This is a genomic window from Lachnospira hominis (ex Hitch et al. 2025) (assembly GCF_040096395.1).
Lineage (GTDB): Bacteria > Bacillota > Clostridia > Lachnospirales > Lachnospiraceae > Lachnospira > Lachnospira hominis.
In genome coordinates this window covers 59,001-83,818 of record NZ_JBBMES010000007.1, presented here as the reverse complement: position 1 = coordinate 83,818, position 24,818 = coordinate 59,001, and the positions used below count along the sequence as shown (strand labels likewise).

Sequence of the window (24,818 nt, the reverse complement as noted above, 5' to 3'; positions counted from 1 at the left end):
GCCTGATGATATATAAATACAGGCGTTGGAAAGGTATGGATAGCAAAATGAAAAAGGCACTTCCTTATATAAAAAGTTTGATTTTTATTGTGGGACTTATTGTGATAATCGGTGTGTGTGATTATTGCTTTGCAAAGACAGGATATATACATTATATATTGCAGCATGTAAATGAAGATGATGAAAATTATGATACAATTGTACTTGGTGCTTCGCATGCAAGAAGTGCTATTGACCCGGCAAAGATAGACAGCCAGGCAGATACAGTTACATTAAGTATGGCAATTCCCGGAGAAACATTAAAAGATTCATATTATGTTCTTGAAGAGAGTTGTAAAAATAATGATGTTAAAAGAGTGATATTTGATGTGGACTACCAATATTGGTTTGGCCCACAGGAAGAGGGATATTTCGCCGAAACATTTATATATAACCAGTTCAGCTGGCTTTCTTTGACCAAGTGGGATTATTTTATTCATAACAGTGAATACATGGATATAAGAAGTGCATTTACAAAGAGATATGTTTATTGCGACCCTACGGATTTTTCAGCAGTGAAAAATAATATAATCCAGAAAAATTCAGAGGATTATAAAAATGCCAATATTTATTCACTTGATGTTAAAGATGCAAAAGGTCCATATAAGGGGCAGGGATTTTTTTATCGTGATAATATAGAAGGTGGTCCTTTAGGTGAAGGATATGTGCAGACATGGGAAGGACGACAGTTTACAAAAATGCAGTCATATCCTGTCGCATATTTTAAAAAGATAAAAGAATACTGTGATAAAAACGGAATTGAACTTATATGTGTGACATCACCTATCACTCCGTCAAGTGTTAAAAGACTTGGACTTGATGTTGTTAATGAAAAATTTGAAAAGTTTTTTGGTGAGCTTGGAGTAACATATTACAATTTTAATAAGGCGAGAATGGATGTCCTCCCGAGAGAGGATAATGATTATGCGGATAAAGAAGGCCATATGGAGGGGCATCTGGCTGAAGAATATTCACAGGTTCTCGGTGAGGTTATAGATAAACATATAGATGGAACTCTCAATATGAAGGATTATTTTTATGATTCTTTTGAAGAACTTTTTAAGACTACGGAGGAATAAAAAATGTCACTGACATCAACAGTGTTTTATGCTTTTTTGATAGCTGGGCTTCTGGTATATTATATTTTGCCTGCTAAGTTTCGTTGGGTCTGGCTTCTTATAATGAGCTATGTTTATTATTGGGGATACAATGTAAAAAGCTCGTTATATATGGTATTTGATACAGTAATTATCTACTTTGCAGCGATGCTTATCTGGAAAATTAATGATTCATCTAAAAAGTATCTTGCACAAAATAAAGAGATACTTACAAAAGATGAAAAGAAAAAATACAAGGAAAAAACAAAGAAAAAGAAAAGGCTTGTTCTTGCCGGAGGACTTGTACTTACGTTTGGACTTCTTGCTGTCTTAAAATATTCAAAGTTTTTCCTGATTAATTTTGAGAGCTTTTTTGTTTCTATAGGAGTTACTAATGCACATTCTCTTGCATGTAAAATGATTATGGCAATGGGATTGTCATTCTACACATTCCAGTCGGCATCATATTTAATAGATGTATACATGGGCAAGTATGACTATGAAAAAAATATATTTAAACTGGGACTTTTTATATCATTCTTTCCACAGATTCTGGAAGGACCGATTGGAAGGTATGACAGGCTTGCACCACAGCTTTTTAAGGGCAATAAGTTTGAACTTAAAAATATACAGTATGGTTTTCAGAGAGTTATATGGGGTCTTGCAAAGAAGTTTATTCTTGCAGACAGGGCATATGTGTTTGTAGAAGCTGTATTTGGAAAGTATTATGAATATGGTGGATTTGTTACAATTGCAGCAGTGCTAATGTATTCGGTTGAATTGTATTGTGACTTTTCAGGTGGTATTGATATTGTAATAGGTGTGGCTCAGATGTTTGGAATCAAGATGGATGAGAATTTCAGACAGCCATTTTTTTCAAAGTCAATTGGTGAATTCTGGAGAAGGTGGCACATAACACTTGGTACATGGATGAAAGATTATATTTTTTATCCGATGTCATTATCTAAAGGCATGAATAAACTCAGTAAATGGGGAAAGAAGCATCTTGGTAATCATCTGGGAAGAACGCTTCCGATATGTTTTGCCAATCTTGTAATATTCTTTATTGTAGGTATATGGCATGGGGCTGAAGTGCGTTATATAGCATATGGTTTATATAATGGTATCATAATTGCATTCAGCAATCTGTGCGAACCGATTTATAAAAAGGGACTAGAAAAGTTTCATATTAACGGTGATGGCAGAGGCTGGAAGATATTTAAGATAATCAGAACATTTATTCTTGTAAATATCGGATGGATATTCGACTGCTGTGAGTTGGGAATGAGAACTGCTGTTAAGATGATGACAGAGATGTTTACAAAGCTAAATGTACAGCTGCTGACATGGGATATATTTAAACAGTTTGAATTAAAGCCAAAAGATTATATTGTCATAGCAGTAGGGTGTGTGGTAATATTTATTGTCGGAATTTTTAAAGAAAAAGGCATTAAGATAAGGGAAACGATAGCATCAAAGCCATTAGCTGTAAGATGGCTGCTTTATTATGGAATTATTATTCTGGCATTATTGTTTGGTTATACAGATTCGGGTTCAAGCGGATTTATGTATGCAGCTTTTTAGTGAATACGAATGGAGGTCAGTATGCAGCATTTAAAAGAATTATACGAATACAGGGAAATGATATTCAGTCTTGTAAGAAAAGATTTAAGGGGAAGATATAAAGGTTCGGTTCTTGGATTTTTATGGACATTTATTAACCCGTTATTACAGCTTGTTGTATATACAATAGTTTTCTCGGTAATTATGAGAGCAAGTTATGAGCAGTATTATCTGTTCCTTTTCGTTGCACTCGTGCCATGGATGTTTTTTTCATCAAGTGTTACGGATGGTGCATCAAGTATTCTGAGAGAAAAAGATATGGTAAAGAAAATATATTTCCCGAGAGAAGTACTTCCTATAGCAACTGTAACAAGTGCGTTTGTTAATATGATACTTACGTTCATTGTGGTATTTGGCGTTGTAATTATTGCAGGACGTGGGATTCATATTCATGCAATGCTTTGTCTGCCGATTGTTATGATAGTAGAGTATATATTATGTCTTGGAATTGCACTTATTGTATCATCAATCACGGTATATCTGAGAGATTTACAGTATATTCTTGGCATATTTGTTATGGCGTTGCAGTATCTTACACCTGTTATGTATGGTGTAGATATGGTTGAGAATTCAGGTGCAGGTTACTGGCTTGTATTTCTTTTCAATCTTAATCCTATGACACCTATAATAAGAATCTACAGACAGATTATTTATTACGGAGAAGTGCCGGAACTTCACTCATTACTTCTGGCATTAATTGTGGGAATTGTATTTATAGTGATAGGCGAAGTTATGTTTAAAAAGCTTCAGAAAGGTTTTGCTGAGGAGTTCTAATGAATACCGGTAGAAAGGCATGGTTTTAAGTATGAATAAAGAAAATGCAATTGAAGTTAATAATATAACAAAAAGTTTTAAGGTTTATTACGATAAGGGAAGTGAATTAAAAGAAAAGATGCTTTTCTGGAAACGTAATAAATATGAGATGAGACAGGTACTTAAAGGAATCAGTTTCAATGTAAAAAAGGGGGAGGCAATTGGTCTGGTAGGCAAGAATGGTTGTGGTAAGAGTACAACTCTCAAAATGCTTACAAAGATTATGTATCCTAATTCAGGAACTATTGAAATGTGCGGACGAGTATCAAGTCTTATTGAACTTGGTGCCGGTTTCCATCCTGATATGTCCGGACGTGAAAACATATATACAAATGCATCAATATTTGGCCTTGATAAAAAAGAGATTGACAGGAGACTTGATGATATTATAGCATTCTCAGAACTTGAGGAGTTCATAGATAATCCTGTAAGAACATACTCATCAGGTATGTATATGAGACTTGCATTCTCTGTAGCGATTAATGTTGATGCGGATATTCTGCTTATTGATGAAATTCTTGGCGTTGGTGATGCTAATTTCCAGGCAAAATGTTTTAATAAGTTAAGAGAAATCAAGGCACAGGGAACAACAATTGTCATTGTTTCGCACTCACTTGGTCAGATTGAACAGATATGTGAACGTTCAATCTGGATTAAAGATGGTCTTATTGAGATGGAAGGAAAACCGCAGGAAGTTCACCTTCAGTATCTGAATTATATGAATGAAGAAAGAATCAGTCAGCAGGAAAAAGAAAGAATAAGACAACAGAAAAAAGAAGCAGATGATAGAAAAAAACAGCAGGAAGAAGAAGAACGCAGAAAGAAAGAAGAAGAAATTAAACGTATGCGTCAGGAAGAGTGGGATAATAACACACGTTATGGGAGCGGTGATATTATGTTTACCAGCCTTGAACTGTGTGATGTAAATGATCATGATGTATCGACATATAAAACCGGGGACACTATGACATTGAAAGCAAAATATAAGATGAATAAACCAGTACAAGATGTTGTTTTTGGCATAGGCGTATTCAGAAATGATGACCTTTGGTGTTATGGAACCAATACTAAGATTGAAAGATTTGAAAAGTTTGATGTTAATCGAGATGGTGAATATGACATTACTTTTACTGACTTAAATCTGATTCCTGGTCAGTATTGGATGAATGTAAGTATAGAATACGGTGCTGATGGTGCACCAATAGATTTTTATAAACAGGCGATAAGATTTGAAGTCGTATCAAATGTTGGTGATATTGGTGTTGTGAGAATACCACATAAATGGCAGATTAAGAATTAATACCAGGAGGATATTTTAATGCAGGAAATTAACGTGGAAGAGATTATGCAGGGCATAAGAAAAGAAATAGCCGAAAAACACTATGAAGATGTAGAATATAAATTCAGGGATGTTCATTTAAGACTCAATTGTGCTGATGCAGTATATGATAAAGAGGAATTTATTGCTAATCTCGATAAGGCTAAACCACATGCGATTGTAAATGCTTACAAGCCGCTTTACGGCAATCCAATCTCAAAGATTATTAAGAAAATTAACAGAAAGCTTATTGCTTTTTATGTTGAATCTATAGTGGATGACCAGAATGATTATAATATCTATACGCATAGGGCTATTGCTATGCTTCCGGATAGATTTCAGGATACAGATGAACGCCTCTTTGAGCTGGAAAAAAAGCTTGCAAAGTGTGAAAAAACTATAGAAGAACTGAAAAGTCAGCTTGAGAAGTAATTACGGAGGTTAAATGTATGCGAATAGTACAGATGCTGCCATCACTTGCTTATGGCGATGCAATAGGAAATGATACAGTTGCATTAAAAAAAAGTCTTGAGGAACAGGGATATGATACAGCAATATATGCAAAATATATAGATGGCAGGCTCCCGGAGGGGACAGCACAGGAAGTATCAAAAATGCCTCATATGAATAAAGATGATATAGTATTATATCATATGTCAACAGGTTCTGAACTTAATGAGATGTTTGGTGATATGAAATGCAAAAAGGTCATGATTTATCATAATATTACACCACCGGAAATGCTTGAACCTTATAATAAGGCAGCAGCAGCAGACTGTCGAGAGGGTTATGAAGAGCTAGCAAAGCTTGCCGATAAAGTTGACTATTGTATTGCGGATTCTGAATATAATAAGCAGGATTTAATTAAGGCAGGTTATAAATGTAAGATAGATGTACTTCCGATACTTATTGCATTTAGTGATTATGATAAAAAACCAGATGCTCCGTTATATGGCAAGTATAACGATGGGGTTACAAATATAATTTTTACGGGGAGAATTGCAAGTAATAAATGTCAACAGGACGTTATACATGCATTTGGACTGTATCAGAAGTATTACAATTCTAATTCCCGGCTTATCCTTGTGGGAAATGAAGGCGGATATGAGACATATAAGCTGAAAATGCAGAAATATGCCCAGCTTAACTGCATTAAGAATGTTATATTCACAGGACACATCAGGTTTGCTGAAATTCTTGCATGTTATAAGGCTGCGGATTTATTTCTTTGCATGAGTGAACATGAAGGATTCTGTGTTCCACTTGTAGAAGCGATGTATTTTAAAATTCCTGTTATTGCATACAATTCATCAGCAGTTGGTGAAACGCTTGGAAAAGGTGGAATACTTTTAAATGAAAAAAATGCACTTGAGACAGCAGCTCTTATGGATAAGATATTAAAAGATAAAGGACTTCAGAAGAAGATTATTGCAAATCAGAATGAAAGACTTGATGATTTTGCACATGATAAGATTCTGGCAAGATTTAATGAACTGTTAAGAGAAAATGTTTTATAGAACTAATTGTTTTGGAGGATGTTGTGAAAAAACTGGCATTAGTTGTACAGCGATACGGTCTTGAAGTGAATGGTGGAGCGGAACTTCTTATGAGACAGATGGCTGAACATTTGAATGGGAAATATGATGTTGAGGTGCTCACCACTAAGGCTGTTGATTATCTTACATGGAAAGATGAATATGAGAAGAATAATGAAGTTATCAATGGAGTACTGGTGAGAAGATTTGGTGTTAAAAAGCCAAGAAGTATCAAACGGTTTGGACATTTATCAATGCTTATTGATAAGCCTTTTAATATGCATTTTCTTGAAGATAAATGGGTTGATTCACAAGGTCCATATTGCCCGGAATTAATAGAATATATAAAAGCTAATAAAGATAAGTATGATGTGTTTGTATTTATGACATATCTTTATTATACAACAGTTCGCGGAATAAAAGAGGTGGCTGATAAATCAATACTTATTCCTACAGCACATGATGAGCCTACAATTTATTATGATGTTTATAAAGATGTTTTTACAAAACCGTCAGGTATTTTTTATTGCACAGTGACAGAAAAGAATTTTGTGGAAAATAAATTTCATAATGAAAATATAATTAATAATGGTGGGTTTGGCGGTGCAGGTATAGAACTTCCTTCTGATATAGAGCCATATAAGTTCAAAAAAGAGAGAGGGATAGATAATTATATAGTTTATGTTGGAAGAATTGATACACATAAAGGATGCCAGCAGTTATTTGAATATTTTATAAAATATAAGCAGGAAAAGAATAATGATGTAAAACTTGTGCTTATGGGCAAGACGGTAATGGAAATTCCTGAAAGGGATGATATTATTAGTCTTGGCTTTGTGTCAGAAGAACTTAAATACAATGTTATGGCAGGAGCAGATGCTCTTATAATGCCTTCAGAATTTGAGAGCCTTTCGATTGTTGTTCTGGAGTCACTGGCACTTGGAGTACCTGTGATTGTTAATGGGTTATGTGAAGTGTTAAAACAACACTGTGTTATAAGCAGAGCAGGAACTTATTATACTAATTATGATGAGTTTGCAAATCAGCTTGATGATATGGTTTGTGACGGCGGTCTGAGAGAAGAGATGGGGAAACTTGGAGTGCAATATGTTGACCGGTATTACCGCTGGGACAAAATTATAGATTCATTTTCACAGATGGTTGAAAAAGTAAGTGATAAAGCAGAAAGAAAGGAATGATTATGAAAACTATAGCATTTGTAATACCATGGTTCGGATTTGATATTCCGGGTGGTGCAGAGATGGAGCTTAAAGGTCTTGTATCACATTTACATGATGCGGGGGTAAAAGTTGAGATACTCACAACATGTGTAAAGGAATTCACTTCAAGCTGGAGTGTTAATCATTATAAGCAGAAAGCATATGTTGAAAATGGAATAACAGTAAGAAGATTTAAGGTAAAAAAACAAAAAACAGATTTGTTTAACACTGTTAATAAAAAACTTATGTCAAATGATAAGCTTACTCCGGAAGAGGAAAAAATATTTACAGATGAAAATGTAAACAGTCCTAATCTTTATAAATATATAGCAAAGCATAAAGAAGATTATGATTTATTTGTCTTTATACCATATATGTTTGGTACAACATATCATGGAATACAGCAGTGCATCGACCGTGCCGTAATGATTCCATGTTTTCATGATGAAAGCTATATATATATGGACAGATTTAAAGAAGCATTTTCAAAAGTTGCAGGTATGATTTTCCATGCCAGACCTGAGATGGAACTCGCATCAAAAGTGTATGACCTTAGTAATGTCGATGCAAGAGAGCTCGGTGAAGGTGTATATACTGATTACGAGTATGATGCAGAAAGATTCAGGGAAAAATATAATATAGACAGCCCATTTATTTTATATGCAGGAAGGAAAGATATAGGTAAGAATATCTACACACTTATATATTATTTTGAAGAATATAAGAAAACACATCATTTTGATGATTTGAAACTGGTTCTTATCGGTGGTGGTAAGGTAAATATTCCGGCAAGGATTAAAGAGCATGTATATGATCTTGGATATGTTCCTATGCAGGATAAGTATGATGCTTATGCGGCTGCAACAGTAATGTGCCAGCCTTCAAAGTTTGAAAGTTTTTCGCTTGTAGTTATGGAAAGCTGGATATGTGAGACTCCTGTGCTTGTCCATAACCAGTGTAATGTCACAAAATATTTTGCAAGTGATGCTAATGGTGGCTTTTATTTTGATAATTACAGGGAATTTGAAGCGGAGATTGAATATCTACTTTCGCATCCTGAAGAATGTAAACAGATGGGTGAAAATGGTAGGAAGTATGTTCTTGATAAGTTTGCCTGGAATGTTATAGTGGACAAGTATACAAAGTATTTTCAGGATGTTATTGACAGAAGAAAAAAGTAAAATTATAATTGTGATATATGTCATGAAATAGCATTTATTGTTATTTATGAGGAGAAGAAGCTTTTTAGATTCCGTACTGTGCAGGAATTTATGCCTGAAAGAAGGCAGAGCTAAAAATACAGACACAGAATGAGGCAAATTATGAAAGTAACAGCTCTTATTATGGCAGGCGGTAAAGGTGAAAGATTCTGGCCAAGAAGCCGTGTTAATATGCCTAAGCAGTTCTTGTCACTTACAGATGATGGCAAGACAATGATTCAGCTGACAGTTGAAAGAATTAGTCCTATAGTTGATATTAAGGACGTTTATATTGCTACAAATGAAAATTACAGAGAACTTGTAAAGACACAGTTACCTGGACTTCCGGAGGAGAATATTCTGTGTGAACCGATTGGAAGAAATACAGCTCCATGTATCGGTCTTGGTGCAGTTCATGTGGCAAAGAAAAATGAAGATGCAATTATGATAGTTCTTCCGTCAGATCATCTGATTAAGAATAACGAGATATTTAAGGATACTTTTGTAAATGCATGTAATATTGCAGAGCAGGGAAGTAACCTTGTTACAGTTGGCATAACACCTAATTATCCTGAGACAGGATATGGTTATATCAAATACAATAAGTCAGATGTTCTTGATGGCAGTTTTGCAGTAGAAAGATTTGTGGAAAAACCGGATTTGGAAAATGCAAAGAAATATGTTGATGATGGAACATATCTCTGGAATTCCGGTATGTTTGTATGGAAGACCTCTACAATCTTAGATTGCTTTAAGAAATATATGCCATCGACATATGAAGGCCTTATGACAATCAAAGATTCAGTAGGAACAGCTGATGAAGAAAAGGTTCTTAAAGAAGTGTTCCCAACACTTGAATCACAGTCAGTAGATTATGGAATTATGGAAAAGGCATCAGATATCTATACTCTTGCCGGTAATTTCGGATGGGATGATGTTGGTTCATGGCTTGCTGTAGGAAGAATCAAAGAAAATGATGACAAGGGCAATGTTGTCAATGGTAATGTTGTAACCGTTAATACTGAAAACTGTGTAATTGAAGGTGACAAGAAGCTTATAGCAACTGTAGGGCTTCGTGATATGATTATTGTTGACACACCTGATGCAACATTAGTTTCAACTAAGGAAAATGCAGGAGAGATTAAGCAGGTTCTTGCAAAACTTAGAGAAGAAGGCAAAAATCAGTATTTATAAATTATAATATAGGAGAAGTAAAATGAAAAATGCTTTAATTACAGGAATTACAGGTCAGGATGGCTCATATCTTGCTGAACTTTTACTTGAAAAGGGATACAATGTGTATGGACTTATGAGAAGAAAGAGTGTTGTTGATTATGGTAATGTAGACCATATTAAGGATAAGATTCATTTCATTTATGCTGATATGCAGGATTTGGTTTCTCTTGTATCTGCTATGAAAATTTCACAGGCAGATGAAGTATACAATCTTGCTGCACAGTCATTTGTTGCCACATCATGGGATACACCATGTACAACGGCCGATATCGATGCTATAGGTGTTACAAATATGCTTGAAGCAATCAGAATGGTTAAGCCTGAGTGCAGATTTTATCAGGCATCAACATCAGAGATGTTTGGTAAAGTACAGGCTATTCCGCAGACAGAGGAAACACCGTTTTATCCAAGAAGCCCATATGGTGTTGCGAAGCTTTATGGACATTGGATTACAAAGAATTACAGAGAGAGTTACAATATGTATGCATGCTCAGGAATTCTTTTCAATCATGAATCGGAAAGACGTGGTAAGGAATTCGTTACAAGAAAAATTACTAATGCAGTTGCGAGAATTAAGCTTGGTCTTCAGGATTATGTTGAATTAGGTAATCTTGATGCAAAGAGGGACTGGGGACATTCAAAAGATTATGTCCGTGCAATGTGGCTTTTATTACAGCAGGAAGAACCAGATGATTATGTAATTGCAACCAACGAGACAAGAACTGTAAGAGAATTTGCTAAAACAGCATTTGAAGCAGCAGGAATGGAAGTTGAATTTGAAGGTGAAGGAGTTAACGAGATTGCAAAAGACAAGGCAACTGGTAAGGTCGTTCTTAAAGTAAATCCTGAATTTTTCAGACCGGCTGAAGTTGAACTCCTTATAGGAAATCCTGAAAAAGCAGAGAAAAAACTTGGATGGAAGAGAGAAATTTCATTTCAGGAATTAGTTGAGAGAATGGTTAAGAATGATTTGGCTTTAACTGAAAAGGAAGTTAAAGCTGCACAGCTTTAATTGAGGTTTTATATGAAAGCATTAATAATTGGTGGTGGTGGTTTTGTCGGACCATATCTTGCAAAACATCTTACTGAAGATTTGGGATATACTGTAACAGTTACCAAAACAGAAAAAGAAACATTGAATTTAGATGGGGTTGGCATTGCCAACCTCAATATTCTTGATAAAGAGCAGATAAAAGAACTTTTGGTGAATGAAGAACCAGATTATGTATTTCATCTTGCGGCACAGTCATCGGTTGCATATTCATGGAAAAACCCTTCACTTACCATTGATGTTAATGTAAAAGGATGTGCCAATCTGCTTGATGTACTTAGGGAACTTGAGAAAAAACCGCGTGTACTTCTCATTGGTTCAGGTGAAGAATATGGTCATATTAAAAGCAGCGAGTGTCCTATTGTAGAGGATAATACGGTACGTCCGGGTAATATCTATGCGGCAACAAAGGCATGCCAGAATATGCTTGGAAAGATTTATGCTGATGCATATGGACTTGATGTAATAATGGTACGGGCATTTAATCATATAGGACCGAATCAACTACCGATGTTTGTTGTGGCTGATTTTTGTAAGCAGGTAGCTGATATTGAAAAAGGGATACAGCCTCCTGTAATAAAGGTTGGTAATCTTAGTGCAAAACGTGATTTTACAGATGTAAGAGATGTTGTGAAAGCATATGCACTTCTTGTGATGAATGGCAGACGAGGAGAGACATACAATGTTGGAACTGGAAATGCAGTAAGTATTCAGGAAATATTGGACCGAATCGTATCAATGTCAGAGTGTGAAATAAAAGTTGAAGTTGATTCTGCTAAGCTTCGGCCTGTTGATGTGCCTATAATTGAGCCTGATATTACAAAGATTGTAGATGAGGTTGGATGGCACCCGGAGATAGATTTAAATGAAACGTTGAAAGAAACTTTGACATATTGGAGAAGTAAATAATATGAATGAAAAAAAGACGAATAAGCAATTGGTAAGTTACATAACACTTGCAGTTTCATTACTTGTAATTGTATTGCTGGAATACAAGTTCTTTGCTAATGTTATGTTTAATGGCGTGCTTATAGGAGACGAAGGAGATGCCCGTCTTAATAATCTTTTAGTGGAACATTGGTTCAGGGCATTTGGCGGCAAAGAAAAGTTTAGCATTGTTAATATATTTTATCCGATAACCAATACACTGGCATATACAGATATGCTTCTCGCACTTGCAATTCCATACAGCATTTTAAGAATGTTTGGCATGAATATGTTTCTTGCAAATAAGATTGTTTTAATAGGTTTCCATATATTTGGAAGTTATTCACTTTTTTATCTGTTAAAAAAGAAATTCAAGTTGAATAATCTCTGGAGTCTTTTCGGTGTGATTGTATTTTCATATTCTAGTGCATATTATGTAAGAATAGGACATACCCAGCTTATTACAATCAGTCTGGTTCCGTTGTTGATTATATTCATGTTCTGCTTTTTTGAAAATTTTCAGAATAAAGTTAAGCGTATAGTTTACGGACTTTTGACAATAACATTATATGTTCTTATAATGTATACAAGCTGGTATACAGCATTCTTTACAGCATTATTTATGGCGACATTTATTGTAATATATGTATGTGTTGCATCAAGTAATAAGAACAAGGTATTTAGTAATGTCTGGATGTATATAAAGAAATGCTATAAAGAGATTATTGCTTATGTTGTATATGCAATATGTATTGCAATACCATTTTTCAAGATGTATATACAGGTAAGCAGAATGTATGGCAAGCGTTCATATAGTGAGATTGCAACAATGCTTCCTGAATTGATTGATTTCTTTAATGTTGGCGATAATAATCTTCTTATAGGTCGTTTTATCAAGGCACTTGGTCTTTCGTCAAGAACATATCTTAATCAGGGAGAAATGTCGGTAGGCTTTTCATTACTTACAATGGGACTTCTTGTAGCTGCGTTTTTCTATGTGAGAAAGAAGTATCTTAAAGAAAAATATAAGGCACTTGAGACGGAAGGAAGCTATACAGTCCAGAGCAAAATGGTTCTTGTATCAATAATATATGCCGTACTTGTATCATTTATACTTCTTGTACAGTCTAAGGAAATATCTTTCTGGTATCTTGTATACAGATTCGTTCCAGGAGGAAGTGCAATCCGTGCAGCAGTACGATACAATTATTATCTTGTAATGCCAGTTGCAATAGTAATTGCAAATTTTGGACAGATGCTTCAGAATAGAATAAAAAAAGAAAAAGTGAATCTTATATTTGGCATTGTGATGCCTTTATGTGCTGCGGCTCTTGTGTGGGTAAGTAATTATAATACACAGGGGGTATATGCACATTGGAATATGGAGAGTGAAAATAAATTCATTGAGGCAGTATCGGCACCACCGGATGACTGTGAAGTCATGTATATAGTTGATTCAAAGTATGAAGACAGAAAATATGCATTTCATTCATATCAGCTTATGGCATGGGAAGTATCATATAAATATAATCTCAAAAATATGAATGGATATTCAGGACAATTTCCAAAAGAATGGGAACTTGATAATGTATGGGAAAAAGACATTCATACAAAAGCCGCTGAGTGGATTAAACTTAATAAGATAGACAAAAAAGTTTATTATTATGACGTTGCCACGAATGTATGGACGAAAGCTAATTGATTAAAATATATTATTTAAGAATGGAGTAAAAAATGGCTAATAATGAGAAAGTTTTGTCTATAGTAATTCCTTGCTATAACGAAGAAAACAGTATACTTGATCTTGTGAAAAAGGTATTGGAATCACCTGTTCCTAACAAAGAAATCATCGTAGTAGATGACTGTTCAAAAGATGGAACAAGAACAGTTCTTGAAAGAGATGTAAAACCTCTTGTAAGCAAGATTGTTTATCATGAAGTTAATCAGGGTAAGGGTGGAGCTTTAAAGACTGGCTTTGCGGCTGCTACAGGTGACGTTGTGATTATTCAGGATGCTGACCTTGAATACGATCCAATGGAATATCCACAGGTTGTAAATCCTATATTTAATGATGAAGCTGATGTAGTATATGGTTCAAGATTTAAAGAATCTAAGATGAAAGGTTATCTTGCTAACAGAATGGCGAACTGGTTCCTCACAAGATTATCAAATCTTTTCACACATCTTAAATGTACAGATATGGAGACATGTTATAAGGCATTTAAACGTGAGATTATTCAGTCTGTTGATATTCAGGAAAAGAGATTTGGTTTTGAACCTGAAATTACAGCCAAAGTAGCAAAAATGAATGTAAGATTCAAAGAAGTACCTATTTCATATTATCCAAGAACAAATGAAGAAGGTAAGAAGATTGGCTTCAGCGATGGCGTAAGAGCTATTTACTGCATTTGGAGATATAGAAAATAATGAAGTTATTAAATAAAGCTAACATAAAACAATTTATATCTTATTTCTTTGTTGGCGGTGTTGCTGCAATAGTTGAGTGGGTAATGTTCTTTATATTTGCAAATGTATTGCAGATAAATTATTTTGTTTCAACAGTAATTGCATTTATATTTTCAACGACAGCCAACTGGATATTAGGAAGAATAACAACATTTAAAGATAACAATACGTATAAAGATAAGAAAGCAAAAGAGGCTTTTCTTGTATTTATTGTAAGTGCAATAGGATTGCTATTTAACCTCATTCTCATGTATCTTTTTGTTACTGTGATGGGATTTGACAGTTCGTTAGGCAAGACATTAAGTAAGATTGCAGCTACAGGTATTGTTTTTATATGGAATTTCCTTATAAGAAAACTTGTTATATATAAATAAATATATAGATGTGCGAATCCTCTGCTTTTGTAATAATCAAGGGCAGAGGATTTCTTTTGGAGATATTAATGAAAGACAAACAGATTAAAATCGAAAAGACTATATTTTATATGCTGTTAATACTGGTAATGGTATATAGGGGTGCTATTCTTTTTAAATATTCATTTTATTATGTTGATGATGACCAGGCATTGATGTGGTACGGAACTGTTTCGTTTGCTCATTTTGATTTTCATGAGCCATGTTTTTTTGGACAGTCATATGGAAGCATGATTGAATCACTGCTGGCAGTACCGTTTTATTTTCTTCATATACCGCTTAATGTGGCACTTCCCGTTTCAACATTAATTTTTACAACACTGCCATTTTTATATCTGGGTATAAAAAGCCTTGAAAATAACAGAATGGTTGCAGCTTATATTATATTGTTTGTATATGCTGCTATGAGTTATGACTGGGATGTGCTTACATCTATTCCAAGGGCGTTCGTTGGAGGATTTATATTCGGAGTAATAGGTGGTGTGCTTATAAATGAAGAAGGTAAATGGTATAAATATCTCATAGCATCATATTGCATATATCTTGGGTGCATTATAACAAATACAGTTGTTGCAATTGCAGGAATGTCATATCTTGCAATGGTTTTATATAATAAAATTGATAAAGATTTTATTAAAAAGCGTTTTCCGGGGCTGATAGCCGGTAATGTGCTTGGATTTATTACAGGGTACTTTATAAAAATGTTTTATGTAAATAATCCTGATTATAATCTTCATCCTGCTTATAATGCTGCAGTAAGCCTTGAAGTTTTAAGAGAAAATATTGCAGATTTTAATGAAATAGCAGGCTGGTTTACACCAGTGACCATAGGGGTGGTATGGATTATTGTAATGCTTGTGATTGTATGGATATGCATATACAGAGGTGCGTTTAAGTCACTTATAATGACAGCGTTTGCCTTTTTTGGATTTATTGCTATACTGTCGCTTGATAAAATGGAAGATTATATGCCGGGAACACTTTTATATGGTCAGCTTAGGATGCTGTTGTTCGTTCCGTACATGATTGTATTAGTTGTTTTTTTGTGCTCATGTTATGATGAATCTGTGTGGAACAGAAAAAAGACATATGCGGGATGTATAGTTATGGTATTATGTTTTCTTGCAGTAATGGTCATAAAGAGTAATATAATAATAAAAGAAATTATCTCAGAAGACAGTGTTTTGTATAATTCAGAAGTTATAAATTTACAACAGTCAGATGACCTGATTGAAAATGCAAAAGAAGCAGGAAAAATTGCAAAGCAGAATAATTGTGATGTTGCGATTCAGGTTGATGATAATAAAGCGTTTGGATATATATGTGCCGCATTGAATTATAATAAATTTGTTCAATATAATGCAGAATATGACAGAAGAACATGGGTATATCACAATATGCAGCAGCCTGGAAATTTCAGATGTCTTCTCGTAAAATATAACAGCGATGACGGATTATCGACAGAAGTTGTAGAAATATATGATGAGCCTGTGACACAATGGCTTTACGATAATATGGGATTAACAAGAAATAATTAAAAGTTTAAACTACTTTATCAAAAGCTATTTGTATAAGTTCAACAAAAAAACTTGATAAAATTTGACAAAAGTGTTGAAGAATTAATTTTATTTTGATAAAATAATTAAAGTGGTTTTTTATTAATAAATATAACTTTAAGAAAAGAGGTATATGATGAAGATAGCAGTTGTAGGAACAGGATATGTTGGCCTCGTAACAGGAGCTTGTCTTTCAGACTTAGGAAATAACGTATGGTGCGTTGATGTTAATGAAGAAAAGATTAACGCATTAAAGAATGGAGAAATTCCGATTTACGAACCGGGACTTGAAGATCTTGTTATGAACAACTTTAGGGCAGGAACTTTAAAGTTCACAACAAAGATTCATCAGGCACTTGCTGATTCAGATATATGTTTTATAGCAGTTGGTACACCTATGGGTGAAGACGGAAGTGCAGATTTACATTATGTATTAGGCGTTGCGGAAAGCATCGGACAGTACATGGATCATCATATGTATATTATAGATAAATCAACAGTTCCTGTTGGTACAGCACAGAAGGTACGTGCAAAGGTTCAGGAAGAACTTGACAAGAGAGGAAGCAGTCTTACATTTGATGTTATCTCTAATCCTGAATTCTTAAAAGAAGGTACAGCTATTTCTGACTGCCAGAGACCTGACAGAATTGTTATTGGTACAGATAATGATAATGCAGCAAAGGTAATGAAAGAACTTTATCTTCCACTTGTACGTAACAATGAAAATATTATTTTTATGGATATTGCAAGTGCAGAGATGACAAAGTATACAGCTAATGCAATGCTTGCAACAAAGATTTCATTTATGAATGAGATTTCAAATATTTGTGAGAGAGTTGGAGCTGACGTTAACAAGGTTCGTCTTGGTATTGGTTCAGATAAGAGAATTGGTTATTCATTCATTTATCCAGGCTGTGGATACGGCGGAAGCTGCTTCCCTAAAGATGTTCAGGCACTTATCAAGACAAGCAAAGATTTTGGTTATACAACAAAGATTCTTAATGCTGTAGAGGAAGTAAACTTTGAACAGAAGCATGTAATTCCAAGAAAGGTTGTAGAGCGTTTCGGCGAAGACCTTACAGGAAAGACATTTGCAATATGGGGACTTGCATTTAAGCCTGATACAGATGACATGAGACAGGCAGCAGCCATCACAATCATCAATGAACTTACAAAGCGTGGTGCAAAAGTTAAGGCTTATGACCCTAAGGCAGAAAAAGAAGCAAGAGTATGCTACCTTAAAGATAATAAGAATGTTGAATACTGTGACAGTAAGTATACTGTACTTGTAGATGCAGATGCAATGATTCTTGTAACAGAATGGAAAGAGTTCAGACAGCCGGATTTCATTGAAATCAAGAAGAGACTTAAAAATCCTGTTATATTTGACGGACGTAACCAGTTTGATGCACACAGCCTTTCTGATAAAGGATTTGAATATTACCAGATTGGTGTCAGCAGCAAGTTAAATAAATAATATTATTACAAAATGCGGCTGCATTATGGCAGCTGCAATTTTGAGATGGAGATTAAAATGAAAAGAATATTAGTTACAGGCGGAGCTGGATTCTTAGGCTCTAACCTCTGTAAAAGACTTATAAAAGAAGGCAATCATGTAATCTGTGTTGACAACCTTTACACAGGCCGTATGGTAAATATTGAAGAACTTATGGATAATCCTGAGTTTGAATTTATCAACCATAATATAATTGAGCCGCTTGATATTGACAATCTTGATGAGATTTACAATCTTGCATGCCCTGCAAGCCCTCCACATTATCAGAAGTCACCAACATATACAACTAAAACATGTGTACTTGGTATTCTTAATATGCTTGAACTTGCAACAAAGAATAATGCAAAGATTATGCAGTTCTCAACAAGTGAGGTTTATGGAGATCCTTTCGTACATCCACAGGTTGAGACATACAGGGGAAATGTTAATCCAATCGGTATCCGTTCATGTTATGATGAAGGAAAGAGAGTTGCAGAGACGCTTTGCTTCGATTATAACAGGGAATTCGGAACAAGAATCAAGGTTATAAGAATATTTAACACATACGGACCTATGATGGATCCTAAAGATGGCCGAGTAGTTTCTAATTTCATTATTCAGGCACTTAAAGGCGAGGATATTACTATATATGGTGATGGTTCACAGACACGTTCATTCTGTTATGTTGACGACCTTATTGAAGGTATCGTAAGAATGATGGCATCAAGAGAAGATTTCTTAGGACCTGTAAATCTTGGTAATCCTGGAGAGTTCACAATACGTGAACTTGCAGAAATCGTACTTGAGATGGTAGACACAAAATCAAAGCTTGTATGCATGGATTTACCAAAGGATGACCCAACACAGAGAAAGCCTGATATAACAGTTGCAGGAAGAGAGCTTAACGGATGGGCTCCAAAGATTTCTTTAAGAGAAGGACTTGTACCTACAATTGAGTATTTCAAGAAGACAATCTGATTAATTTAATATGTATATTTAAAGACTTTACTCATTAGTATAAAAAATACTATTGAATAAAGTCTTTTTTAATGTTAGATTATATACTATGTGTTTATAATTGAAATGTAATAAGGTGAGAAGAATATGAAAGATAAAAAAGTTAGAGAAGAACTGATTATAGATGCTTTTGCAATGTTATTTCTACTTGCAGGTGAACTATATTTTTTCAGGAATATTATTGGTACAGGTCAGCTTATAAGTGATGGCAGTGATGGAAGGCTGACGATGCTTATTGCAGAACACTGGTACAATGTTTTCAAAGGCAAGGCATCAATTATGGATATGGGAATGTTTTATCCGGCAAAGAATACGCTGGCATATTCTGATATGCTGTTAGGATTCGGACTCATACATTCTGTATTGCGTGTTGTAGGACTTGATATTTTCAGGGCATACAAATATACAATTATGTTGGTTCATCTGACCGGAACGGTTTCGTCTTATTATCTTCTGCATAGAAAATTAAATTTATGTGCTGGATGGTCTGTGTTTGGTACTGTGATGTTTTCGTTTTCAAGTACATATGCGGTACATATTTATCATACACAGCTTGTATCGCTTAGTCTGATACCGCTGGCAGCTGTGTTTGTTATTTCCTTTTATAATAATTTGAAAAATAGAAAAATGAGAAACGTATATACATTTTTATTTATAATAACAGCTGAAATCATTCTCTACACTGCATGGTATATATTCTTTTTTACGGTTTTTTTTGTATTGGGAGTTATAATTACGGGAATTATATTAAATGTTGTAAATGACTGCGGTCTGTGGGATAAAACAAAAGATTTTTTTAAGACCGTAAAATATGATTTTGTTATATATGTTGCTGCATTGATTATTATTGCACTTCCGTTTCTTATTATGGAAATGTCGATTATTAAAATGTCAAGTGGTAGGGAATATTCAGAAGTATGCTATTACCTTCCCGAAATGATTGATGTTATAAATGTATCATCAAAGAACTGGCTTATGGGTGGTCTTCTTACAAAAATGAAACTTGATGCAAGAGGTTTCAGCTTTGAAAATGCAGCGGGCTTTTCACCAGTGCTTCTTGCGACATTTATCGGATTTTACATTTTTGTAAAGAAAGATAGAAAAAACAGCTGGATAAAAACGATATGGATAACAGTTGTGCTTGGAATATTTCTTACAGTCAGACTGAGTAAGGATGGACTGTCATTGTGGTGGTTTATATATAAATTTTTCCCTGGTGGTTCATCAATAAGAGCAGGTGTGAGATATCTGCTTTATCTCAGTCTGCCTATGGCTGCCGTTACATCTATGATGGGAAATGAACTGACAAACAGAATCGGTTCAAAGAGGATAAGTATACCATTAGTCGCTTTAAGTATACTTGCGGGTTTTGTTTCGTGCATAAAAACAGATGGAGTGTCATCTGGATGGAATGTGGCTGATGAAGTTGAAAGAATAGAAAATGTGGCAGATGTTCCGGTAGACTGTGAGTCATTTTATATAACACATTTTAATGACAGTGATGAAAAACTTGTATATCATGAAAGGGATGTACTTCAGATATTTGCATGTGGGATTGCTGATAAATATAACATAAGGACAATTAATGGTTATTCCGGTGTCAAGCCGGAGAACTGGGGACTTGTAAGCGATTTGGAGAGCGATGTTTATGAACAGGCGGTATCTGGCTGGATAGAGAGAAATAAGCTGAAAAATGTGTATGCATATGATGTTATTGATAATAACTGGATAAAATTTGAAAGAGAAAATGTTATGGATAATCGTATTAATTTTGGCGAAAAGGATGTCGCTGATTTGATGACAGGAATATTAGATATGGATTCAACATCTGATTATTCATGGACACAAAGAGAGTTTCAGGTTACATTAAAAAATAATGATATAACAAAATACGGATTAAAGCTAAAGATAGGCACTGAAAAAGATTCGTATATAAAACAGCAGCCTGATTTGAAGCCATATGTTGAATTATATGTAAATGGCAAAAAGGTCAAAGAACTGGATGTTATAAATGGAAATGCAGAATATAGCATCAATGTAGAGCCGTCTTCTGATGATATTTATAATATTCAGATAAAGACAAATTGTTATTTTGTACCTAAACAGGTTGGAATTAGTAATGATACAAGAGAATTGTCGTACAGGCTTTATTATATTGAAGCTGATTGACACATTTTAAATTACATTATAAAATAATAAAGATATATACTAAGAGGCAGTGATTTTTGGACACTAATTAATATAAATAAATTTTATCAGGAGAAATTGATTATGAGCAGCAGACAGTTGAAACTTTTTGTGCCGGGACGTTTATGTCTTTTTGGCGAACATAGTGATTGGGCAAGTTTACATAGAGTTATGAATGCACAGATTGTACCGGGTCATGCTATTGTTACAGGTGTTGAACAGGGAATATATGCAACAGTAACAGAGTCGGACAAGTTTATAGTTGAGAGTGAAATAGAAAGCTTTAAGAGTGCTTCATTTGAATGTGAAATGGATTCGGCAAAATTAAGACAGGCGGCACAGGAGGGAGGATTTTTCTCTTATGTTGCAGGCGTTGCATCTTATGTAATTGACCATTACAGGGTTAAAGGATTAAGAATTCATATAGATGAGATGGATCTGCCAATTAAGAGCGGGCTTTCATCAAGTGCAGCTATATGCGTTCTTGTTGCAAGAGCTTTTAATGAGATGTATGAATTGCAGCTTAATACTATGGGTGAGATGAATATAGCATTTTATGGAGAGCAGAGAACTCCATCAAGATGCGGAAGACTGGATCAGGCATGTGCATATGGTGTTTCACCTGTCCTTATGACATTTGATGGAAATGAGGTTTTTGTTGACAAGTTAAAGTTAAAAGAACAGCTTTACTGGGTGTTTGCAGAACTTCATGGAACAAAAGACACTGTTAAAATTTTATCGGATTTGAATAAATGTTATCCATTTGCCGAGACGGAGATAGAAAAAAATGTTCAGCAGGCATTGGGTGTTGATAATGAAAAGCTTATAAACGAAGCTAAGGCGGCAATAGAAGCTGGTGATTCAAAGGAAGTTGGCAGACTTATGGTTGAAGCACAGGCACATTTTGATAAAATGGTCGCACCTGCATCTCCGGTTGAACTTAAAGCACCTGTTCTTCATTCTATTCTTGCTGATGAAAAGATAAAAGAGCTTACATATGGTGCAAAAGGTGTAGGTTCTCAGGGAGATGGATCGATTCAGTTCCTTGCAAAAGATGATAATACACAGGAAGAACTTATAAAATATATCAAAGAAAAGTATGATATGGAAGGATTTAAGCTTACATTAAAACCAGGTAAAAAAGTTAAGAAAGCAATTATTCCTGTAGCCGGATTTGGTACTCGTTTATATCCTGAAACAAGAAGTATCAAAAAAGAATTTTTCCCGATTATAGATAAGGATGGATATGTAAAACCTGTAATTTTATGTCTGCTGGAACAGCTTGAAGATTCGGGTATAGAAGAAATCTGTCTTGTAATAGGTGAGGAAGAACAGAAACAGTATGATGAATTTTTCAGTCCGCTATCACAGGAGCATATTTCAAAGCTTTCAGAAGAAAAGAGAGAATATGAAGAAAAAATTCTCAGAATCGGAAAGAAGATAACATATGTATATCAGAAAGAAAGAAAAGGCTTTGGACATGCAGTGTACCAGTGCAGGGAATTTACAAATAATGAGCCGGTTCTTCTTCTTCTTGGTGATATGATTTACCAGTCATATGAAGATAAGACATGCAGCAGACAGCTTATCGATGCATATGAAGAGACGGGCAAGACGATGGTTTCAATGCAGGCAGTTCCTCTTGAAAATGTATCAAGCTATGGCATTCTTGCCGGAACATGGGAAAATGAGTCGGAAAATCTTTTAAAAGTAACTTCAATGGTTGAAAAACCAAATGTTGCAGATGCAAAAGATTCGTTAAAGGTAAAAACAAGAAAAGACGGAGATAAATATTTCTGTGCATATGGACAGTATGTATTGACACCTGAAGTGTTTGAAGCATTGGAATATAATATTGAAAATAATATTACTACAAAGGGAGAAATACAGCTCACAGATGCTTTAGATAGTGTAAGAGAGACATATGGAATAAGAGGATTTGTATTTAATGGTAAAGTGTATGATGTCGGAACAGCTGATAATTACAGAGAGACATTAAATACATTCTGCAGAGAGGACTAAGACTGATGGAAGAAAATAAAAAAGAAGGTTTTTTAGACGTATTTATACAGTTTATTAAATTTGGGCTTGTCGGTGTATCCAATACAATTGTTTCAGGTGTAATCTATTTTTTGCTTAATACAGTTATATTACCGGGAGTATGGATTGTTGCCAGCGTTGTAAGCTGGGTTATTTCTGTGCTTTGGGCTTATTTTATGCAGAATATTTTTGTGTTTAAAGAGGATAAGAACAAGGAACACCGTGTATGGTGGCAGACGCTTATTAAGACATATATGACATATGCATTTACAGGGCTTATTCTTAATAACATACTGCTGTTCCTTTGGGTAAATGTTATTGATATTGCACAGTACAGCGGAGCAATAATAAGCTTTTTTGCAAGAATACATATTGGATTCCTTGGGGATGCAGCTACATTTTCAAGCAATATGGGCTGGTTTATTAATATGATAATTTCAATACCACTTAATTTTTTTATTAATAAATTCTGGGCTTACAGACAGAAAGGTGGAAATAAATAAATACTATTGCCATTGCTTGCATTGTATGTTACAATACATCAATGTGAGCAATAGCTCTAATAAGGGCGGATTCCCGAGTGGCCAAAGGGGACAGACTGTAAATCTGCTGGCTATGCCTTCGAAGGTTCGAATCCTTCTCCGCCCATTAAGCCGGTGTGGCGGAACTGGCAGACGCACAGGACTTAAAATCCTGCGGGACTTATACTCCCATACGGGTTCGATTCCCGTTGCCGGCATAAACATATGACAGCAAAGTGGAAAGATTTACACTTTGCTGTTTTTTTACGTTATTGGAGGGGTTATGGTTAATCTTGATGGAAAATTATCAGTTGTAATGCCGGCGTATAATGAGGAAAAACTCATATACAGTAGTATTAAAACAACTATTTCTGTTATTTCTGGATTTGTAAAAGATTTTGAGATAGTTGCGGTAAATGATGGCAGCACTGATGCGACCAAAGAGGAAATAAAGCGTGCCATGAAAGAAGATGACAGAGTAAGAATGGTGTCATCTGATAAAAACAGGGGTAAAGGTACGGCTATAATATCAGGCGTAACAGAGTCAGAAGGAAAATATATTGCATTTCTTGATGCGGACCTTGAACTTAATCCTTCACAGCTTGAGAGTTACCTTCGCAAGATGATTGATGATAAAGCAGATGTTGTAATCGGATGCAAATTTCACAAAGATTCAAAACTAAGTTATCCTTTAATACGTAAAATAATAAGTATGGGATATTATATAATGCTGCTCATTCTTTTTCATCTTAATGTAAAAGATACACAGACAGGATTAAAAGTATTTCGTGCAGAAGCGATAAGACCGGTGGCACATCTTGTGAGGACTTCAGGATTTGCATATGACATAGAACTGCTTGTTGCACTTAACAGGAGAGGATGTACTATTGCACAAATGCCTGTAACTGTGGTATATGTAAGGGATAAGAATACAAAAAGAATTGGAATGAAAGATATATGGCGTGCGTTTAAAGATACATGGGCTATATTTATAAGAGTTTATTTTAAACATTATTATGACTAGATATTTGCATATATAAATAAAAATTGATATAATAAAAAAGT

Annotated in this window: 21 protein-coding genes and 2 tRNA genes; all 23 read left to right on the top strand. The window is 34.7% G+C overall.

The genetic code is table 11. The annotated features are described in order from the left end of the window. Positions 1-35 precede the first annotated feature (35 nt). On the top strand, positions 36-1,118 hold the full coding sequence (locus WMO38_RS08185) for a hypothetical protein (RefSeq protein WP_349162173.1): 1,083 nt from the start codon (positions 36-38) through the stop codon (positions 1,116-1,118). Between the two features lie 3 nt (positions 1,119-1,121). Beyond that, positions 1,122-2,720 carry an MBOAT family O-acyltransferase gene (locus tag WMO38_RS08180; protein WP_349162172.1) on the top strand — a complete coding sequence of 533 codons (1,599 nt, stop codon included), beginning with the start codon at positions 1,122-1,124 and terminating at the stop codon, positions 2,718-2,720. Between the two features lie 21 nt (positions 2,721-2,741). Further along, positions 2,742-3,533, top strand: coding sequence for an ABC transporter permease (locus WMO38_RS08175; protein ID WP_021866463.1), 792 nt, complete (start codon positions 2,742-2,744; stop codon positions 3,531-3,533). Between the two features lie 31 nt (positions 3,534-3,564). Next, complete coding sequence (locus WMO38_RS08170; RefSeq protein ID WP_021866462.1) at positions 3,565-4,872, top strand: ABC transporter ATP-binding protein; 1,308 nt, start codon at positions 3,565-3,567, stop codon at positions 4,870-4,872. 18 nt (positions 4,873-4,890) lie between these two features. Continuing rightward, positions 4,891-5,322, top strand: a complete 432-nt coding sequence (locus WMO38_RS08165; RefSeq protein WP_021866461.1) for a hypothetical protein — start codon at positions 4,891-4,893, stop codon at positions 5,320-5,322. A gap of 17 nt (positions 5,323-5,339) precedes the next feature. Beyond that, the gene (locus WMO38_RS08160; protein ID WP_349162169.1) at positions 5,340-6,407 is read left to right on the top strand and encodes a glycosyltransferase family 4 protein; all 1,068 of its coding nucleotides are present in this window, start codon (positions 5,340-5,342) and stop codon (positions 6,405-6,407) included. 23 nt (positions 6,408-6,430) lie between these two features. After that, positions 6,431-7,624, top strand: coding sequence for a glycosyltransferase family 4 protein (locus WMO38_RS08155; protein ID WP_349162167.1), 1,194 nt, complete (start codon positions 6,431-6,433; stop codon positions 7,622-7,624). 2 nt (positions 7,625-7,626) lie between these two features. Next, positions 7,627-8,826: a glycosyltransferase family 4 protein gene (locus WMO38_RS08150; RefSeq protein WP_349162166.1), complete on the top strand. Its 1,200-nt coding sequence runs from the start codon at positions 7,627-7,629 to the stop codon at positions 8,824-8,826. 141 nt (positions 8,827-8,967) lie between these two features. Next, the gene (locus WMO38_RS08145; protein ID WP_349162165.1) at positions 8,968-10,038 is read left to right on the top strand and encodes a mannose-1-phosphate guanylyltransferase; all 1,071 of its coding nucleotides are present in this window, start codon (positions 8,968-8,970) and stop codon (positions 10,036-10,038) included. 22 nt (positions 10,039-10,060) lie between these two features. Continuing rightward, complete coding sequence (gmd, locus tag WMO38_RS08140) at positions 10,061-11,092, top strand: GDP-mannose 4,6-dehydratase (RefSeq protein WP_349162164.1); 1,032 nt, start codon at positions 10,061-10,063, stop codon at positions 11,090-11,092. Positions 11,093-11,104: 12 nt separating this feature from the next. Further along, entirely contained in the window at positions 11,105-12,040 is a 936-nt protein-coding gene (locus tag WMO38_RS08135; protein WP_349162163.1) for a GDP-mannose 4,6-dehydratase, read from the top strand. Position 12,041: 1 nt separating this feature from the next. Continuing rightward, positions 12,042-13,760 (top strand): hypothetical protein, encoded by a 1,719-nt coding sequence (locus tag WMO38_RS08130; RefSeq protein ID WP_349162162.1) that lies wholly within the window; start codon positions 12,042-12,044, stop codon positions 13,758-13,760. A 32-nt stretch (positions 13,761-13,792) separates the two neighbouring features. Further along, the gene (locus tag WMO38_RS08125) at positions 13,793-14,485 is read left to right on the top strand and encodes a glycosyltransferase family 2 protein (RefSeq protein ID WP_021866455.1); all 693 of its coding nucleotides are present in this window, start codon (positions 13,793-13,795) and stop codon (positions 14,483-14,485) included. Further along, positions 14,485-14,898: a GtrA family protein gene (locus WMO38_RS08120; protein WP_021866456.1), complete on the top strand. Its 414-nt coding sequence runs from the start codon at positions 14,485-14,487 to the stop codon at positions 14,896-14,898. Before WMO38_RS08125 ends, WMO38_RS08120 begins: the two co-directional genes overlap by 1 nt. A 68-nt stretch (positions 14,899-14,966) precedes the next feature. After that, positions 14,967-16,475: a hypothetical protein gene (locus tag WMO38_RS08115; protein WP_349162161.1), complete on the top strand. Its 1,509-nt coding sequence runs from the start codon at positions 14,967-14,969 to the stop codon at positions 16,473-16,475. A gap of 154 nt (positions 16,476-16,629) precedes the next feature. Then, a complete protein-coding gene (locus WMO38_RS08110; protein WP_349162160.1) occupies positions 16,630-17,970 on the top strand; it encodes a UDP-glucose dehydrogenase family protein in 1,341 nt (446 codons plus the stop codon). A 57-nt stretch (positions 17,971-18,027) separates the two neighbouring features. Then, positions 18,028-18,966, top strand: a complete 939-nt coding sequence (locus tag WMO38_RS08105) for a UDP-glucuronic acid decarboxylase family protein (protein ID WP_349162158.1) — start codon at positions 18,028-18,030, stop codon at positions 18,964-18,966. Between the two features lie 126 nt (positions 18,967-19,092). Further along, positions 19,093-21,174, top strand: coding sequence for a putative glycosyltransferase family protein (locus WMO38_RS08100; RefSeq protein ID WP_349162156.1), 2,082 nt, complete (start codon positions 19,093-19,095; stop codon positions 21,172-21,174). 102 nt (positions 21,175-21,276) lie between these two features. Next, positions 21,277-23,214 (top strand): sugar phosphate nucleotidyltransferase, encoded by a 1,938-nt coding sequence (locus tag WMO38_RS08095; RefSeq protein WP_349162155.1) that lies wholly within the window; start codon positions 21,277-21,279, stop codon positions 23,212-23,214. Positions 23,215-23,219: 5 nt separating this feature from the next. Next, a complete protein-coding gene (locus WMO38_RS08090; RefSeq protein WP_349162153.1) occupies positions 23,220-23,735 on the top strand; it encodes a GtrA family protein in 516 nt (171 codons plus the stop codon). Between the two features lie 63 nt (positions 23,736-23,798). Beyond that, a tRNA-Tyr gene (locus tag WMO38_RS08085) sits at positions 23,799-23,880 on the top strand. Between the two features lie 4 nt (positions 23,881-23,884). Then, positions 23,885-23,971, top strand: a tRNA-Leu gene (locus WMO38_RS08080). Positions 23,972-24,036: 65 nt separating this feature from the next. Further along, the gene (locus tag WMO38_RS08075; RefSeq protein ID WP_349162151.1) at positions 24,037-24,777 is read left to right on the top strand and encodes a glycosyltransferase family 2 protein; all 741 of its coding nucleotides are present in this window, start codon (positions 24,037-24,039) and stop codon (positions 24,775-24,777) included. Positions 24,778-24,818 lie beyond the last annotated feature (41 nt).